12 protein-coding genes are annotated in these 17,559 nt (G+C 71.6%); 4 read left to right on the top strand and 8 right to left on the bottom strand.

Annotated features, from left to right (window positions below; all coding sequences use genetic code 11):
- Nucleotide 1 precedes the first annotated feature (1 nt).
- Nucleotides 2-850: a YhjD/YihY/BrkB family envelope integrity protein gene (locus tag ACICHK_RS05150; protein WP_151467246.1), complete on the top strand. Its 849-nt coding sequence runs from the start codon at nt 2-4 to the stop codon at nt 848-850.
- 2 nt (nt 851-852) lie between these two features.
- On the opposite strand, the gene ACICHK_RS05145 is transcribed toward ACICHK_RS05150, so the two are convergent.
- On the bottom strand, nt 853-2,919 hold the full coding sequence (locus tag ACICHK_RS05145) for a SpoIIE family protein phosphatase (RefSeq protein ID WP_406835906.1): 2,067 nt from the start codon (nt 2,917-2,919) through the stop codon (nt 853-855).
- A 251-nt stretch (nt 2,920-3,170) separates the two neighbouring features.
- Here ACICHK_RS05145 and ACICHK_RS05140 point away from each other — a divergent pair, with 251 nt between their 5' ends.
- Entirely contained in the window at nt 3,171-5,663 is a 2,493-nt protein-coding gene (locus tag ACICHK_RS05140) for a SpoIIE family protein phosphatase (protein ID WP_406835905.1), read from the top strand.
- 88 nt (nt 5,664-5,751) lie between these two features.
- Here the strand turns inward: ACICHK_RS05140 and ACICHK_RS05135 are convergent, their stop codons facing one another.
- The 6 genes from ACICHK_RS05135 to ACICHK_RS05110 all read right to left on the bottom strand — a co-directional run bounded on the left by ACICHK_RS05135 (nt 5,752) and on the right by ACICHK_RS05110 (nt 13,585).
- Nucleotides 5,752-7,533, bottom strand: a complete 1,782-nt coding sequence (locus ACICHK_RS05135) for a SulP family inorganic anion transporter (protein ID WP_406835904.1) — start codon at nt 7,531-7,533, stop codon at nt 5,752-5,754.
- Between the two features lie 51 nt (nt 7,534-7,584).
- On the bottom strand, nt 7,585-10,302 hold the full coding sequence (locus ACICHK_RS05130) for a cation-translocating P-type ATPase (protein WP_406841165.1): 2,718 nt from the start codon (nt 10,300-10,302) through the stop codon (nt 7,585-7,587).
- Nucleotides 10,303-10,372: 70 nt separating this feature from the next.
- On the bottom strand, nt 10,373-11,362 hold the full coding sequence (locus tag ACICHK_RS05125; protein WP_406835903.1) for a polyphosphate kinase 2 family protein: 990 nt from the start codon (nt 11,360-11,362) through the stop codon (nt 10,373-10,375).
- Nucleotides 11,363-11,413: 51 nt separating this feature from the next.
- Entirely contained in the window at nt 11,414-11,905 is a 492-nt protein-coding gene (locus ACICHK_RS05120) for a three-helix bundle dimerization domain-containing protein (protein WP_406835902.1), read from the bottom strand.
- A 300-nt stretch (nt 11,906-12,205) separates the two neighbouring features.
- Complete coding sequence (locus ACICHK_RS05115; RefSeq protein ID WP_406835901.1) at nt 12,206-12,886, bottom strand: lipoprotein; 681 nt, start codon at nt 12,884-12,886, stop codon at nt 12,206-12,208.
- A gap of 246 nt (nt 12,887-13,132) precedes the next feature.
- Nucleotides 13,133-13,585 carry a phospholipase gene (locus ACICHK_RS05110; protein WP_406835900.1) on the bottom strand — a complete coding sequence of 151 codons (453 nt, stop codon included), beginning with the start codon at nt 13,583-13,585 and terminating at the stop codon, nt 13,133-13,135.
- Nucleotides 13,586-14,075: 490 nt separating this feature from the next.
- On the opposite strand from ACICHK_RS05110, the gene ACICHK_RS05105 reads away from it, so the two are divergent.
- Together ACICHK_RS05105 and ACICHK_RS05100 are read left to right on the top strand one after the other, a co-directional pair.
- Nucleotides 14,076-14,675 (top strand): isochorismatase family protein, encoded by a 600-nt coding sequence (locus ACICHK_RS05105; RefSeq protein WP_151467254.1) that lies wholly within the window; start codon nt 14,076-14,078, stop codon nt 14,673-14,675.
- Between the two features lie 10 nt (nt 14,676-14,685).
- On the top strand, nt 14,686-15,597 hold the full coding sequence (locus tag ACICHK_RS05100; RefSeq protein WP_406835899.1) for a GlxA family transcriptional regulator: 912 nt from the start codon (nt 14,686-14,688) through the stop codon (nt 15,595-15,597).
- A 2-nt stretch (nt 15,598-15,599) separates the two neighbouring features.
- Here the strand turns inward: ACICHK_RS05100 and nhaA are convergent, their stop codons facing one another.
- On the bottom strand, nt 15,600-17,501 hold the full coding sequence (gene nhaA, locus ACICHK_RS05095; RefSeq protein ID WP_406841164.1) for a Na+/H+ antiporter NhaA: 1,902 nt from the start codon (nt 17,499-17,501) through the stop codon (nt 15,600-15,602).
- Between the last annotated feature and the right edge of the window lie 58 nt (nt 17,502-17,559).

Genomic DNA, 17,559 nt, shown 5'->3' with positions numbered 1-17,559 from the left:
CGTGGGCTTCGACCGCTCGATGGCCCTGGCCTCCAGCGCGCTCACCGCGCTCATCCCGCTCACGATCCTCATCGGCGCCCTGCTGAGCAGCTTCTCGGACTACGACGCCGCCGAACGGATCATCCAGCGCTATGGTCTCACCGGCCAGGGCGCCGAGGCGGTCAAGTCGTTGCTGGACCCCGCCGAGAGCGCCGGCGCGAGCGTGGGCGTCTTCGGGAGCCTGTTCCTGGTCATCTCCGTGCTGAGCTTCGCGCGCGCCTCGCAGCGGCTGTTCGAGCAGACATGGCAGCTGACCCCGCTGAGCGTCCGCAACACGAGGAACGGGCTGTGGTGGATCCTCGGGCTCGGCGGCTACGCGGTCGTCACCGGGTGGCTGCACGCGGTTCTCGGGGGGAGCAAGCTGGGGGTGGTGGCCTCGGTGTGCGAGATCCCGGTGAGCGTCGCCTTCCTCGTCTGGACCGGCTGGGCGCTGTCCGCGAAGCGGATCCCCTGGCGCGACCTGCTGCCCTTCGGCATCACGGCGGGCGCTCTGACCGCGCTCTACTCGGTGGGCGCGGCCGTCTACCTGCCGCGCCTCTTCAACTCCTACTCCAAACGCTACGGGGCGATCGGCGCCGTCTTCGCGATGATCTCGGCGCTCTTCGCCGCGATGTTCGTGGTCGTCGCCTCGGCGGCCCTCGGACGCGAGATGCGCGACGAACTCGACCGGATCCGCGCGGGCGACCGCCCCTCCGACGACGAGGTCCGCCGCGAGTGGGACAGCGTGGTCGAACAGGCCAGGTCACGCTGGCGCACCACACGGGAGCAGGTCTCCTCCCGCCGCCGCTCCAAGGACACGAAGGAGCCGTAGGGCTACTTCGCGCGGGCGACCAGGAGGGCGACGTCGTCGTGGTCGTCGGAGGTGCGCAGGCCGTACAGGAGGAGGTCGCAGATCTCCTCCAGCGGTCTGTCCGCCTCGTCGAGGAAGTCGAGAAGGACGTTCAGACGGTCGTCGATGGGGTGCAGCCGGGTCTCGACGAGACCGTCCGTGTAGAGGACGAGCAGGTCACCGGGGTTGAATTCGACCGTGGTGGCCTCGAAGGAGATGCCACCGACGCCCAGGGGGGCGCCCGGGGGCAGCTCCAGCAGCGAGGGGGTGCCGTCGGAGGGGACCAGCGCGGGCGGCATGTGTCCGGCGTTGGCGATGCGGCACCGTCTGCTGTGGGGGTCGTACACGGCGTAGAGACACGTCACGATGTAGTGCTCCAGATCGCACGTGATCTTGTCGAGGTGCTGGAGCACGTCGCCGGGGTCGAGGTCGAGATCGGCGTAGGCGCAGGTGGCGGTGCGCAGCCGGCCCATCGTGGCGGCGGCGTCGATGCCGTTGCCCATGACGTCGCCCACGACCAGGGCGGTCCGGTCGTCGGCCAGCGGGATCACGTCGTACCAGTCGCCGCCGACCTCGCTGGTGGACTGGGCCGGCTGATAACGGGACGCGACCTCCAGGCCGGTGAGGTGCGGTGGATGTTCGGGCAGCAGGCTGCGCTGGAGCGTGACCGCGGTGTTGCGCACGCTCTGGAACCAGCGGGCGTTGTCCATGGCCACGGCGGCACGGGTGGCCAGCTCACCGGCGAGCACCACGTCGTCCTCGTCGAAGGGGCGCGGGTTGCGGGTGCGCTTGAGGTCGAGGGCGCCGAGCACCTCCCCGTGCGCGATCAGCGGCACCGCGAGGTACGAATGGACACCGGCCCGGGCCAGGAGGCTCGTGCCCTCGGCGTCGCGGGCGATGCGCGGCAGGTCGCGCTCACCGACGTGCGGCACCAGGACCGGCCTGCCGGTGTGGACGCACAGGGTCACCAGGCGGTCGCCGTCGTACGTCGTCAGGTCGCCGGGAGGGTCGGCGGCGCGCAGTGCCACGGTGGGGTGCGAGGCCTTGAGCGCGAGGGCGCGGAAGAACTCCGGGCCGTTGTCCGGCCTGCGCTTGCGGCGGCAGGCCAGGACGGAGTCGAGGACGTCGACGGCGACCACGTCGGCCAGTTCGGGGGTGGCGATCTCGGCCAGTTCGCGGGCGGTCTGCTCCACCTCCAGGGTGGTGCCGACGCGGGTGGAGGCGCTGGCGACGAGCGCGAGGCGGCGCCGGGCGCGGTCGGCCTCGGCCGCCGCGCGATGGCGTTCGGTGACGTCGACGACCGAGGTGGCCGCGCCCAGGACGCGTCCGCCCGGGTCCGCCAGCCGGTAGAAGGACAGGGACCAGGCGTGTTCGTGGTCGGGATCGGACGGCGGGCGGCCCACGTGGTACTGGTCGAGCAGCGGTGTGCCGGTGGTGAGCACCTGACGCAGCGCCGATTCGACGGTGTCCACGTCGGGGAAGGGCAGTGTCTCGCGCAGATGACGGCCGACGTGGTCCTCGGCGGGGATGCCGTCGATCCGTTCCAGCGCCGGGTTGACCATGAGGTAGCGCAGGTCGGGGTCCATCAGGGCCAGCCCGATGGGGGACTGGTTGATCAGCTGCTCGGAGAGGGCCAGGTCGGTCTCGACGCGCTGGAGCAGCGTGTGGTCGGCCGCGATGCCCAGGGCGTAGACGTCCCCGAGGTCGTCCAGGAGCCGCATGTTGCGGAACTCCATGAGACGGGTGCTGCCGTCCTTGTGCCGGATGGGGAACGCGCCCGCCCAACTGCGCCCCGTCTCCAGCACGTCGGTGAACAGTTCGGTGACGGACTGCAGGTTCTCGGGGTGGATGATCAGCCGCGCCGCGTACTTGCCGAGGGCCTCCTCCGCCGTGTACCCGATGAGTTCCTCGGCCTGAGGGGTCCAGAACACGATGCGTCCGTCGGCGTCGAGGACCAGCGCGCCCACGCGCAGCAGGTCCAGCAGGCCGGTCGGCCGGGAGGCCGCGGATCCATGGCCCGCACCATCGGACTGTGTGGACTCGGCTGTCATCCCTGGCCCTCCTCCACCGGCCGGCGCGGTGTGCCGGGCTCCGTCGCCGCCGTCGGGCACCTGTGTGCCGACTCCGGCCCTTCCATGCTGCGCCCTGCCTCCGGGCTTGCCCACTCCAGGGCTCTTCGCCGGTGGGTCCGGGACCGCGGGGCGGGCTTCCATGCGGTCCCGTCCCGGGGCGCGGACCGCCGGCCGGGCCTGCAGATCGGGCGGACAAGCAGGAACATGGTCGTGTAGAGGATGAGAGCTTCATGGTTTCTGCGCAGGAAGGTTCCGACGCGCCCGTGTCCGAAGGACCGGGCGGTCCCCTTGACGCGTCCAGCGACGCGGCGGCGGTGGTGTCCGGCGACGGGGTGGTGATGGGCTGGACCAGGGGAGCCGAAGCACTTCTCGGCCACCCGGCGGCCGAGGCGGTCGGCACCCCGGCGGCCCGTCTGCTCGCCCTGCCCAGGGACCCCGCGCGCGCGGCGGCGGTCGCGGAGCGCTGCCGCGGCGGAACGGGCTGGAGCGGTCACATCCCCCTGCGGCACCGTGACGGCCGGAGCGTCGACGCGGACCTGCGCGTCTCCGCGTCCTTCCGCATGGGGGAGAGCGAGTGCTTCCTGATCTCGGCGCGCGACCGCAGACGGCAGTGGACGGTGGGCCCGAACTTCCTCGACGGGTTCCTGACCCGCTCGCCGGTCGGCATGGCGGTGCTCGATCTGCAGCTGCGCTACGTCTGGATGAACGACACCCTGGAACACCTCGGCGGCGTGCCCCGCGCGCAGCGGCTCGGGCGGCGGCTGACCGAACTGCTGCCGGGGCTGCAGGCGGAGACCATCGAGGGACTGATGCGCAAGGTCCTGGCGACCGGCGAGCCGATGATCGACTACGAGTACCTGGGATGGAGCTGGGCCGACCCGCACCGCCGGCACGCCTACTCCTCCTCCTTCTTCCCGCTGCTCGGCACCGACAACTCCTACACGGGCGTCTGCTACATGGTCCTGGACGTCACCGAGCGGTGGAACGCCCGGCAGATCCTGTCGCTCGTCAACGAAGCGGGGACCACCATCGGCGGGACCCTCGACGTCATGCGGACGGCACAGGAGATCGCGGACTTCGCCGTTCCCCGCTTCGCGGACTTCGTCATCGTCGACCTCCTGGAATCGGTCCTCAGCACCGAGGGACACGGAGCCTGGCTGTCGGACGCGGGTCCCGCACCCGTCAAGCCGACGATGCGGCGCGCGGGCATGAGCTCGGTGCGGGAGGGGTGCCCGGAGGCCGTGGCCCGGGTCGGCGACCGGGCGGACTTCCTGCCGCCGCCCCACGACGTGCACCTGCTCACCAGCGGCGAGCCGGTCCTCATCCAGGTCCTCGACCCGGACGACGACCTGTGGCTCACCGAGGAGCCCGAGAGGGCGGCCAGCATCCGCCGGTACGGGCTGCACTCCCTCATCTCCGTGCCGATGCGGGCGCGCAACACCGCCCTCGGACTCACCACGTTCCTCCGCTCGCTCAACCCGGTCTCGTTCCAGCCCGACGACGTCCTGCTGGCCCGCGAGGTGGTGGCCCGCGCGGCGCTGTGCGTCGACAACGCCCGCCGCTACACCCGCGAACACACGGCGGCGGTCACCCTCCAGCGCAGTCTGCTGCCGCACGCCCTGTCGGGCGGGACGGCCCTCGAGGTGGCCTCCTCCTACCTGCCGGCGGACCCCAGCGGCGGGGTCGGCGGCGACTGGTTCGACGTCATCCCGCTCTCCGGAGCCCGGGTGGGCCTGGTCGTCGGCGACGTGGTCGGCCACGGCATCACCGCGGCGGCCACCATGGGCCGGCTGCGCACCGCGGTGCAGACCCTCGCCGACATGGAGCTGCCCCCCGACGAACTGCTGGCGCACCTCGACGACCTCGTGCTCCGGCTCAGCGAGGAACGCACCCAGGAACAGCGGGCCGGCCGGAGCGCCACGGAGCGGGAGGCCGACCGCGACACGACCTCCTCCTTCCTCGGGGCGACCTGCCTCTACGCCGTCTACGACCCTGTCACCAGGCGCTGTTCGATGGCCCGGGCCGGACATCCGCCCCCCGTGTTCGTCGCCCCCGACGGGCGCGTCTCCTATCCGGAGCTGCCCGCCGGTCCTCCGCTCGGCCTCGGCGGCATGGCCTTCGAGAGCCGGGAGGTGGAGCTCGACGAGAACAGCCTCATCGGCCTCTACACCGACGGCCTCGTGGCGGGAGCGCACTACGACATGGAACTCGGCATGACACAGCTGGGGGAACTGCTCGCCCGGCCGGACCCCGATCTCGAAGCACTGTGCTCGGCCGCGGTGCGACAGCTCGTGCCCGTTCCCCAGCCCGACGACATCGCCCTGCTCCTGGCCCGCACCCACAGCCTCGGGGACGACCACGTCGTCTCCTGGGAGGTGCCGGTGGACCCGGCCGCGGTCTCCGAGATGCGGGCCCGCGCCACCCGTACGATCGAGGCGTGGGGACTCGGGGAACTCACCATGACCACCGAGCTCATCGTGAGCGAACTCGTCACCAACGCGATCCGCTACGCCGTACCGCCGGTCCGGCTGAGGCTGCTCTGCGACACCCGCCTGACCTGTGAGGTCTCCGACGCCAGCAGCACCGCCCCGCGGCTGCGGCACGCCCGGAGCACGGACGAGGGCGGCCGGGGCCTGTTCCTGGTGGCCCAGCTCTCCCACCGCTGGGGCGCCCGCCACACGGCGGAGGGGAAGATCATCTGGTCCGAACAGGAAATCCCGTGAGGATTCCCGGCCCCCGGGACCGTTCGGGACCCTGAGCACCGGGCCGGATCCGCCGCCCGTCCGGGACGGTCCGCGGGCGGGGCGCCGCTCAGCCGAGACCCGCCTCCGGCCGGGCGGTTCCGCCCGGGCCGCCGTCCTCGTCGCCCGGATCGACACCGTGGTCGCGGCACCAGGAACGGTACGCGGCGACCGCCGTGGGCAGGGTGGGGAAGATCCGGTCCTCGCCCACGGACCCGCTCAGCCCGTAGGCGTCCAGGTCGTCGCGCAGATCCTGCTTCACCCGGGCCATCGCGAACTCGATGCCCCGCTCCCGGAGTTCGCGCCGCAGCTCGTCCAGCGAGTCCAGGGCGGTGATGTCCACCTCGACGTTGGCCTCCGCGTTCAGGACGAACCACCTGACCGGGACCTCCTGTTCGGCCACCGCGAGGAGGGCGCTGCGCCGGAAGTCCTCCGCGTTGGCGAAGAACAGCGGGGAGTCGTAGCGGTAGACCAGCAGACCGGGGATCACCCGGGCGTCCGGGAAGTCGTCGACGTCGTGCATGCCCGCGAGACCCGGCACCAGCCCCTGGACCGCGTCGTGCGGGCGCGCCACCCGGCTCAGCAGCTCGGCGACCGACAGCCCCACGGCCACCAGCACCCCGTAGAGGATGTCGAGGGCGAGGACGCCGATCAGGCAGCCGACGGCCAGCAGGAGTTCCCGGAGCCGGAAGGACGCCAGCCGCCGGAAGCCGGCCAGGTCGATCATCCGGATCGCCGCGTAGACGACCAGCGCGCCGAGGACGGCCGAGGGCGTGTCGGTGAGCAGGGGACTCAGGAACAGCAGGACGGCCAGCACGGAGAGCCCGGCCGTGAGCCCGTACGCCTGGGTGCGCGCGCCCGTGGACTGCGCGAGGGCCGTACGGCTGGCGCTGCTGCTCACCGGGAACCCCTGGAGGGTCCCGGCACCCAGGTTCGCGGCGCCCAGGGCCAGCAGCTCCTGGTTGGCGTCCATCGCCGTACCGCCGTCCTCGGTGGTGAAGGCGCGCGCGGTGAGGATGAAGTCGGTGTACGCCACGAGCAGCACCCCGACCGCGGGCAGCAGCAGTTGGGGCAGTGTGTCGAGCGGGGGGAAGTCCGGGCGGGGGAGTCCGGCCGGGATCTCCCCGATCACCGCGAGACCGTGGTCCTTCAGGTCGAAGGCCGCGGACACGGCCGTACCGGCGACCAGGACCAGCAGCGGCCCCGGGACGCGCCAGCGCAGCCGCGTGGCCACGTACAGCACGACCAGCGTCGCGGCGCTGCAGGTCACCGTGGCGAGGTGGATCTCGTCCAGGTTGCCGAGGAAGGAGGCGAGTTTCGGGAAGAATTCCTCGCCGTCCGTCGGCACACCGGTGAGCTTCGTGAGCTGATCCACCATCATGATCAGTGCCACGCCCGCCAGATACCCGATCAGCACGGGCCGGGAGAGCAGATCGGCCACGAACCCCAGCCGTGCCGCCCACGCCACCAGGCACATCAGCCCCACGGCGACGGCGAGCGCCGAGGCCAGCACCGCGTACCGCTCCGGATCGCCGCCCGCCAGCGGCCCCACGACCGTCGCGGTCATCAGCGCCGTCGTCGACTCGGGCCCCACCGACAGCAGCCGGGAGGACCCGAGGAGGGCGTACAGCACGATGGCGGGCAGGATCGCCCACAGACCCACCACGGGCGGCAGCCCCGCGACACTGGCGTACGCCATCACCTGCGGCACCAGATAGGCCGCCACCGTCACCCCGGCCAGCAGGTCGCCGCGCAGCCAGTCCCGCCGGTAGTGCCTGAGCACCGGGAGACCGGGCAGCGCCGGCACAGGGGGACGCCACCCTCCGCTCGGGATGCCGTGGTGCTTCGACACGGGCCAGTCCTTCGGATCGCGCCGACAGGTTCATGGACAGGGCCCGCGTGGTCAGTCGGTGGCCCGCGCCCTGCGAGCCAGGAGCTTACCCACCTCCCACACGGCCAGAAGAGCGACCGCGGACAGCAGGGCCCAGCCGAACTGTCGTGCGTCGATCTCGGTGGTGCCGAGGATGCGGCGGAACCCGTCCATCTGCGTCACCGCGACCGCGAGGACGAACTGCGCGAGCGCCGTCCAGTTCATCTGCTTGCTGTCGAACGTGCTCGCGGTCAGCACCGAGTCCGTCTCGCTGCGGCACTCGAACGCGGCCACGATCAGACAGAGCGCGAACGCGGTGAACGCGATCGAACTGCCGGTCTCGACACTGTCGTAGCGGGACTCGCCCAGCTTGATCAGCCCGAGCAGGATCAGCGTGATCGCCAGCCCGCTGAGGCCGACCGTCACCATCACGGGCCGGGTCAGCACCGACTCTCCCCGGGGGCGCGGCCTGCGCCGCATCAGCCCCGCGCTCTCCTGGTCGAAGCCGAGCGCGAAGCCGAACGAGGCGTTGACCACGAAGTGGATCCACAGCACCTGCGGCGGGGTGAAGGGCTCACCGGCCGCGATGTTGAAGACGGTCGCCCCGAGGAAGGTCAGCACGAACGTGACCAGCAACAGCAGCACGAAACGGATGTACTTGGTGAGGTTGTCGTAGAGCTTGCGGCCCTGCTCCACCGCGTACACGATCGTCGTGAAGTTGTCGTCGGACAGGATCATCCGCGCCGCGTTCTTCGCCACGTCCGTGCCGCTGCCCATGGCGATGCCGATGTCGGCGGCCTTGATGGCGGGGGCGTCGTTGACCCCGTCGCCGGTCATCGCGACGACGGCACCCTTCTTCTTGAGCGTGTCCGCGAGCATCACCTTGTGTTCGGGGGCGACCCGCCCGACCACCCCGATGCCGTCGATACGGGCGAGCCGCTCGCTCTCCGGCAGCGCGGCGAAGTCGGCGCCGAGGACGGCCTCGCCCGGGATCCCCAGCTGCCGGGCGATGGCGGCACCCGTGGTGACGTCGTCCCCGGTCACCATGCGGACCCGGATGTGAGCCGCCTGGGCGCTGGCCACGGCCGCCCTGGACTCCTCACGCGGCGGGTCGACCATCCCCACCAGACTCGTCATCCGCAGCCCGGTGACATAACCGAGCAGGTCGCCGCCGGGATCGAAGTCGGCCGGATCCAGATCCCGGGTGGCCGCCGCCATCACCCGGCGTCCCTCCCCGCCCATGCGCTCGCCCTGTTCGTCCGCGCGCCGGTTCAGGTCGGCGTCCCACGGGATCGTCGTGTCGCCGGACAGGGCGGTCGTCGCGCGGGCCTGCACCGCCGGAGCCGCGCCCTTGACGAAGCAGCGCACCACCGGACGCCCGGTGGCGTCCACGGTGGAGTTGAAGGTGGCCATCAGCTTGTACGTCGGGTCGAAGGGCAGCGTGGCGAGCCGGGGCAGCCGCTCGCGGGTGGCCTCGATGTCCAGCCCGGCCTTGTGGGCCAGCACCAGGAACGCGCCCTCGGTGGGATCGCCCACGACCTCGCCGTCCACCAGCTTGCCGTCGTTAGCGACGAGGTAGGGAAGGATCGCCTCCTCGATGCTCGCGGAGGAGCCCGCCGCGTGGTGGATCCTTCCCTCCAGGCCGTAGCCCGTGCCCGAGACGGTGTAGCGGTCGGTCGGCGTCACCACCTCCACGGCCGTCATCTGGTTCATGGTCAGGGTGCCGGTCTTGTCCGAGTTGATCGCCGACGTGAACGCCAGGGTCTCGACGGACGGCAGCTCCTTCACGATCGCGTTGCGCTTCGCCAGATTGAGGCTGCCGACGGACAGGATCGCCTGGGTCACGGTGGGCAGGGCCTCGGGAATGGCGGCGATGGCCAGCGAGACCGCGCTGACGAACAGGGCGTCCCACGCCTGGTCGCGGCTGCGCCCCAGCGCGAACATCACGATCATGGTCAGGCCCGCGGCGGCGGTGATCCACAGCGTCAGCGTGTCGAGTTCCTTGGTGAGCGGCGCCTCCTCCTTCTCGGTCGCCGACAGCATCTCCGAGATCTTGCCGAGCTCGGTTCCCTCACCGGTCCCGGTGACGATGACGAGACCGCTGCCATGGGTGACCGGCGTGTGCATGAACGCCATGTTCGACTGGTCCCCGGGCCCGAGCACGACCTTCGGCAGGGTCGCGGCGTCCTTCGACGCGGGGACGCTCTCACCGGTGAGCGCCGACTCGTCGATCTGCAGCGCGTGGGCCTCGATGATCCGTCCGTCCGCCGGAACCTGGTCCCCGGCGGAGATGTGCAGGACGTCGCCCACGACCACCTGCTCCGCCGGGATCTCCGACTCGCTCCCGTCACGCCTGACCCGGGCCGTCGCGGTGAGCATGGACTGGAGCGCGTTCATGGCGCTCTCGGCCTTCCCCTCCTGCCGCAGTCCCACGACCGCGTTCAGCAGGGTCAGCAGGACGAGCAGGATCGCGGTGGTCCACTCGGCGATCGCCAGCGAGACCACCGCCGCCACCACGAGGACGATCTGCATGTAACTGCGGTACTGCTCGACGAACCGCCGCCACGTCGGCTTCGGCTTCTCCTCGGGCAGCGCGTTCGGCCCGTTCTCGGCCAGCAGTTCGGCGACCCGGGCGGCGCCGAGTCCGGAGGCGGGGTCGACACCGAAGGCCGACGCGACGTCCTGCGGATCACGCGCGTACCAGAGCTCCGGAGCGGCACGCTCCGGAGCCTTCGGGCCGCTCGACTGCATCGCCATCTCAGCTCTCCGATCCGGATCCGGTCCGCCGCCCGTGCCCCGTGCCCCGTGCGGTGTGAGGGACCTACTTGCGTTTGCGCTTCCCGGCCCGCGAGGCCCCGCCGTCGGCTCCCGGAACCGGATGCCGGGCCGCGTACGGATCGGCCGGCGCACCCTTCGGAGCCTCGGCCTCCAGTTCCCGCCTCGCGGCCCGGAGATCCTTGCGCGCCTCCTTGCCGACCACCGGGTAGGCGGGGTCGATGTCCATGAGCGTGTGGACCAGGACCGCCGCCGTGGAGATGCGCGCGAACCACTTCCGGTCCGCCGGCACGACGTACCAGGGCGCCCACGGCGTACTGGTGTGCGTGAGCATCTCGGAGAACGCGTGCTGGTACTCGTCCCACCGCCGGCGCTCCCGCACGTCGGCGGCGGAGAACTTCCAGTTCCGCTCCGGCAGGTCGAGCCGCTTCATGAAACGGGTGCGCTGCTCTTCCTTGGACAGGTTCAGGAAGACCTTCACGACCTTGAACCCGTTGTCGGTCAGGTAGCGCTCCCAGTCGTTGACGGCCCGGTAGCGGCGGCTCCAGATGTCCGGCCCGCACACGTCCGCCGGCAGCCGCTGCCGGTCGAGGACCTCCGGATGGACCCGGACGACGAGCACCTCCTCGTAGTGCGAACGGTTGAAGATCGCGATCTCGCCGCGGGAAGGCAGCCGGGCGGAGTACCGCCACAGGTAGTCGTGGCCGAGCTCCTCGGCGGAGGGCTGTTTGAAGCTGCTGACCTTGACGCCCTGCGGGTTCACCCCGCTCATGACGTGCCGGATCGTGCCGTCCTTGCCCCCGGCGTCGAGCGCCTGGAGACACAGCAGCACGCCGTACGTGTCCTGGGCCGCCAGCCGTTCCTGGTACTCGGCGAGCAGCGACACGCCCGTGCGCAGCATCTCGACCCCCTGCTTCTTCTTCAGCCCGGCCTTGTACCGGGGGTCGAAGTCCTCGCCCAGATCCACCCGCGATCCCGGCACGACCCGCAGCGGCTCGATGAACCTCGCGACGCGTTCGGTCCTGGAATCCGTCATGACGACCCGCCTCTTCTCCTGTCACGGTGGGCACCGCACGGTCATGGGCCCTCACCGGCACCGCCCAGGTCGGAGGCGGAGGCGGGTGCGGGCCGGAGCCTTGCGGGTACCCACCGGCCCGGCAAAGAAGGCCTCCGGGGGTTCCCGGCGGGCGGTCCGCGCCGTCCCCGGCCCCCCGGGACCCGGGCCGTTCCCGGCCGGCCGTGCGGACGCGATCCCGTTCCCGTTCCCGTCGAGGCCGGCGAGCAGCGCGCGGACCCTGCGCTCGACCAGGATCGGGACGTAGGTCCTGACCTTCGCCTGCCGGAAGGAACCGCGGGCCGCGGCGACCACCTGGTCCACGACGGACGGCTCGACCGAGGGGTAAGCGGCCTTCAGCCTCACGGCCAGGCGATGAAGGGCGACCGCCTCGTCCTGGCGGACGCCCTCGGGAGCCGCCGGGTCCTCCGCCGGATCGGTGTCCGCGGGCGGGGCGGGAGCGCGACTCGCCCCGCCTGACGCTCTGCTCCCGTCGGCCGTGGCTGCCGGCTCGTCCGTCTTCATCGTTCGACCACCCGCGCGCTCGCAAGTCCCGAGCCTCAAGGGGCCGGGACCGCAAGGCCAACGGTCACGATCCGGCTGCCCCGAGACGGCTCGACGGCCGGGGTACGAGGCCGTCCCCTTCATTCTGGGTCCGCCCGGTCGAAACCGCCTCACGGGCGACACGTCGGTGTCAGGGCCCGCCTTGTCGCGGGCGCGGCCATCGCGACCGGGCCGCTCGCGGGACGGCGCAAGGGCCGCGCCCGCGCAGCGGCCGGTCCTGCGGGGCGGGGTGGCGGCTCGTCGCCGGAGCGCTCGCGGAGGTCAGGTGGTGCGCAGCGTCCGCTGGGCGAGTCGGTACGCGGGAAGCATCTCTGTGTGCTCCCCGGTGTCCAGTCCGCCGAGGTGCACGACGACCGGGCCGTCATCGGTGGTGACGGCGAAGGCGGACTCCTTCTTCGACTCCTGGAAGGCCTCACTGGTGTAGACGTACTCCACCTCGGCGCCGGACAGGCCGCCCGCGTCGAACGTGCGGTAGACCGCCTTGCCCGCTCCGTGCTCGGCGGCCACGAAGGCCTTGAGCACGGTGAGGGCGTCATCGGCGCCCGGTCTTCCGGTCCAGACCCGGAGGTAGCCGATGTTCCCGGCGGGCTTGGCGTCGATCTCGCAGACGAGGGTGACCGGTCCCTGCCGGAACAGCGGATCCGTGACGTCCCTGGTGCCGTCCGTTCCGATCGGGGCCTGCGCCGCCGCGTCGATGGACTGTGGTTTCCAGTCCTCGGCCGTGTCGAAGCTGACCGGTAGTTCGCAGGCCGAGCCCGCGGGACCGAGTGCGGCACCGCTCTTGGCCGTTGTGCCGGTGGCACTGGAAGCCCGGTCCGTGGACGTCGCGCTCGTGCCTGCCTTCGGACCCTCGTCGGCGGTGGTCGAGCAGCCCGTCGCCACGACGGTCGACAAGGCCACGTACACCGCCCCCCGCCACCCGCCCCGTATCCCTGCAACCATGATGTGTTCCCCCTGCGGTCCAGTGGGCACAATGTAACCGAGGCACGGCTGGTGGGCGTGGGGCGGGCGGTACGGGGCCGACCGCAGACCGGGAAGGCAGTGCCCGTCGTGATGGACTGAGAACTGACAGTCCGTCATCGGCGTTCGGCCGGAGCACGGTTGGCTCGAATCACACCGAGGTGCGGGCGGACATGTGTCACCGGCCGATCGCACCGTGAAGGGTTTTCCCCATGTACGGGCCGGGCGTCAGCCGAAAGCCTTGACCGCCTGGTAGTAGGTCCACGCGGTGCTGTCGCAGGAGGTCTTCGTCGCGCCGCTGTAGTTGGCGCAGACTCGCCCCAGGTCCGCGTAGAACATGCTGTCGAGACGGGACTTGTTGGCATCGAAGGTGCCGGCGGCCTTGTAGTTGCGATAGCCGAAGTCGTGGCGGGCGCACGAGGTGGCGAAGGGGAAGCCGAACGGGTTGTCCGGTGACGTGGAGCAGTAGTCGGTGGACCAGTCGAAAGCGTACGCCGACCAGGCCGACTGATTGGCGCGGGCGGCGACCCAGGCGTTGTAGCTCGACGCGCTGGTCTGGGTCCAGTTGGAAAGGACCTGGGGCTTGTCGGCGGGGGCGGCGCTAGCGGCTGTAGCGGTCGCCGTGACGGCTACCAGGGCCATGGCCGATGCGGCGAGGCCGGTGGCGAGTTTTCGGTGCATCCCAACACCTCCATGAGGCTGCGACCCGCCCATCGGGCTGCAGGTTCATGACAGGAATGATCGGCACCGTGACCCCCTTTGACTAGTGCTTGGACCCCAACAATCAATTAACTCGCGGGAGTTGGGGGGACATGTTTCATGTCTGCGACCACCATGGCGGTCTATGGCTGGATCTGTTCCTTGGGGTTGGGGGTGTCCTGGTCGGACCCCATTGGCCGCCCGCCCGCTCGATGTGCGACCGCAGGGTCGCGGACCGCGACGGGTACCGGACCCGGTGCCGGGCGGCCCATGTCCCATGTCCCATGTCCCGCGGTGTTCATGTCGCATGTCATCGAGCGTTCATGTCCGTCCGGTGTACATGGGTGGGGCGCCCCCGTGTTCATGTGTCCGTCGGCGGTTCCCCGACCGGCTCCCGTCGTGACCGGATCGGTCCGCACCCCGACCCGATGAGGCCTGTCCCCGTGCCCCGCGCGCCGGTCAGAGTGGAGACATGACCCGAGCACTGATCGTCATCGACGTCCAGGAATCCTTCCGCGCCCACCCCCTGTGGGAGACCATCTCCGACCCGAAGATCACCCGCCAGGTGGACCGGCTCGTCGGGCTCGCCCGCCGGGCCGGCGACACGGTGGTGTGGGTGCTGCACTCGGAGCCCGGCAGCGGCGGCGTCTTCGACCCCGCCCTCGGCCACGTCCGGCTGATGGACGAGCTCTCGCGCCGGGACGGGGAACCGCTGATCCACAAGACCTCGCACAACGCCTTCACCACCACCAACCTGCAGCAACTCCTCACGGAACGCGGTGTCCGCGAGCTCACGGTCTGCGGGATCCGGACCGAGCAGTGCGTGGAGACCACCACCCGCCTCGCGAGCGACCTCGGCTACCGGGTCACCTTCGTCACCGACGCCACCGCCACCAACCCCGTCCCGCACCGCGACGCCCCCGCCGGGCAGAGCGTGGCGGAACTGCTGGCCGACCCCCGCACACTGAGTGCCGAGGACGTCATCAGGCGCACCGAGTACGCCCTGTCCGGGCGCTTCGCCACCATCGCCACGGTCGACGAGCTGGAGACCTCCGCCGCCTCTCGGGCATGATGACCGGATCGTGAGCCACATCGTCTTCTTCCTGGTGCCCGGAGTCCATCTGCTGGACCTGGCCGGCCCCGCGCAGGTCTTCTCCACGGCCGCCGACTTCGGGCACCCCTACACCCTCGGCTACGTCGCCGAGCAGCCGTCGACCGTCACCGCCCAGGGACTGCCGCTGGTGACCCGGCTCGACTGGCCCGAGCTCGGCCCCGAGGACCTGATCGTCGTGCCCGGCTGGCGGGCGCCCACCCTCGGCGACGGCCCCCTCATCGGCGAGGCGGCTCTGCGGGCCTTCCGGGACCACCACGCGAGAGGCGGCACCGTCGCCAGCGTCTGCGCCGGAGCCGACGCGCTCGGCCGGGCCGGGCTGCTGGACGGCCGCCGGTGCACCACCCACCACGACGTCCAGGACGAACTCGCCCGCCGCCACCCCCGGGCGACGGTGGTCCGCGACGTCCTGTACACCGAGGACGACCGGGTGGTCACCTCGGCGGGCATCGCCAGCGGGATCGATCTCGCCCTGCACCTGATCGCCGGTCGGCACGGCCCGGCGGCGGCCGCGCGGGTGGCCCGGGACATGGTGGTCTACGCACGGCGCAACGGCCACGAATCCCAGGCCAGCGAGATGCTCCGGCACCGGTCGCACCTGGACGACACCGTGCACCGCGCCCAGGACCTGCTCGACGCCCGCTTCGACCGTCCGGTACCCCTGCCCGAACTGGCCGCGGCCGTCGGCGTGAGCGAACGCACCCTCACCCGCCTCTTCGCCCGCGCGACCGGAGGTCTCACACCGCTGCGCTACCAGCAGGCCCTGCGCCTGGAGCGCGCCGAGCACCTCATCAGCCACGGGGTCACCGTCGACGCCGCCGCCCGTGCCGTGGGCTTCGAGGACGCCCGCATGCTGCGCCGCCTGCGGGCCCGCGCGACCTGACCTCAGCCCTCCTGGCCCGCCCCCGTGAGCGTCGTCCGCTGCCGCGCGGCGCGCACGGCCTCCGTCAGCGAGACGATGTCGTAGGCGCCGTAGTGGCGGCGGCCGTTGACGAAGAACGTCGGCGTGCCCGAGACGCCGCTGAGGTCGGCCGACTCCACGTCCATGGCGATCCGGGCCGCGCCCGCACCGCCCCGTAGGTCCTCGCGGAACCGGGCGCTGTCGAGGCCGATCCGGGCCGCGTACCGGAACAGGTCCTTCGCGCCCAGCTCGCCCTGGTGGCCCATGAGCAGGTCGTGCATCTCCCAGTAGCGGTCCTGGCGGGACGCGGCCTCGGCGGCCTGCGCGGCGAGCTGGGCGTTCGGGTGCACGTCGTTGAGCGGCAGATGCCGCCACACATAACGGACGTCCCCGAAGTCGGCGAGCAGCTCGCGCACCACGGACTCGGCCAGACCGCAGTAGGGACACTCGAAGTCCCCGTACTCGACGAGGGTCACCGGCGCGTCGAGCGGCCCGCGCACATGGTCGCGCTCCACGTCGACGGGCTCGCTCAGGTCGACGATGGCCTGGCCGCTGCCGAGCAGCGCCCGCGCGCGGGAGCGCCCGGTCAGGGCACCGAGCACCAGGGTGACGAGCCAGGTCAGCAGGAACGAGCCCGCGACCGCGGCCAGGATGCCGATCTTCGCCTGTTCCAGCCGGTCGCCCTCGAAGGCCAGCGACGCGATCAGCAGGGCCACGGTGAAACCGACCCCGGCCAGCGTGCCGCCCGCGGTGATGGCGCCCCAGCCCACGGGCGGGTGCAGCCGCCCCCGCGCGGCGCGGGTGGTGAGCCAGGCCCCGCCGATGACGCCGACGGGCTTGCCCACCACGTAGCCCAGGAGGATGCCGAGGGTCACCGGCGAGGTGAAGGCGTCGGCCAGCTGACCGGCGCTCAGGGTGATCCCGGCGTTGGCCAGGGCGAACAGCGGCACGATCACGTAACTGGTCCAGGGATGGAACATCTGCTGGAGCCGCTCGTTCGGGGAGAGCGTCGAGGCGAGACCCCGCCGCACCGTGCGCTCCAGCTCCGGCGTCGGCTGCTCGCGAAAACGCCGGAACAGCCGGCTGGCGTGCTCCAGATCGCCGCGCTCGGCCGCGTACGCGTAGGTCAGCATCCCCATCGCGAGACCCGTCACCACGGGGTCGATGCCCGACTTCAGCAGCGCCACCCAGATCGCCACGCCCAGCACCCCGTACAGGGACGGAACCCGGGCCCCGATCGTGCGCCGCAGCAGCAGGACGACCGCGAACAGGGCGAGCGCCGTCAGCAGCGCGGGCACCGCGACGGTGTCGCTGTAGACGAGGACGACGACGGCCAGCGCCAGGAAGTCGTCCACGACGGCGATCGTGAGCATGAAGACCCGAAGGGCGCCGGGCAGCCGGGAGCCGAAGACGGCCAGCATCCCCAGCGCGAAGGCGGTGTCCGTCGACATGGCGGCACCCCAGCCGTGCGCGTCAGGGCCGTGGCCCGCGGTGACGGCCAGGTACACGACCACCGGGACCACCATGCCGCTCAGCCCCGCCAGCAGGGGCAGCGTGACCCGGCGCCGCTCCCGCAGCTCGCCCAGGTCGAACTCGCGGCGCGCCTCCAGACCGACGACGAAGAAGAACAACGTCATCAGGCCGCTGTTCACCCACTCGCGCAGGTCCAGCGACACCCCGCCCGATCCGAGGCGGACCGACAGCTCGGTGCTCCACACCTTCTCGTACGAGCCGGGGCCGAGGTTGGCCCAGGCCATCGCGACCAGGGCGGCGGCGAGCAGCACGGCGGCGCTGCCGGTCTCCGTCCGCAGGAACGCGTGCAACGGGCTGCGGGCGCGGGCGCCGCACTCGGTGCGACCTGACATGGGCGACGTGGCGGAAGGCATGGTCACCCTCCGATTCTCGCCCCTGACCCGGTACTTCCCCAGGCGGTCAGGATCCGAG

It is taken from the genome of Streptomyces sp. AHU1 (assembly GCF_045343905.1).
GTDB classification, from domain to species: domain Bacteria; phylum Actinomycetota; class Actinomycetes; order Streptomycetales; family Streptomycetaceae; genus Streptomyces; species Streptomyces triticiradicis.
This window is presented reverse-complemented; position numbering and strand designations above follow the sequence as displayed.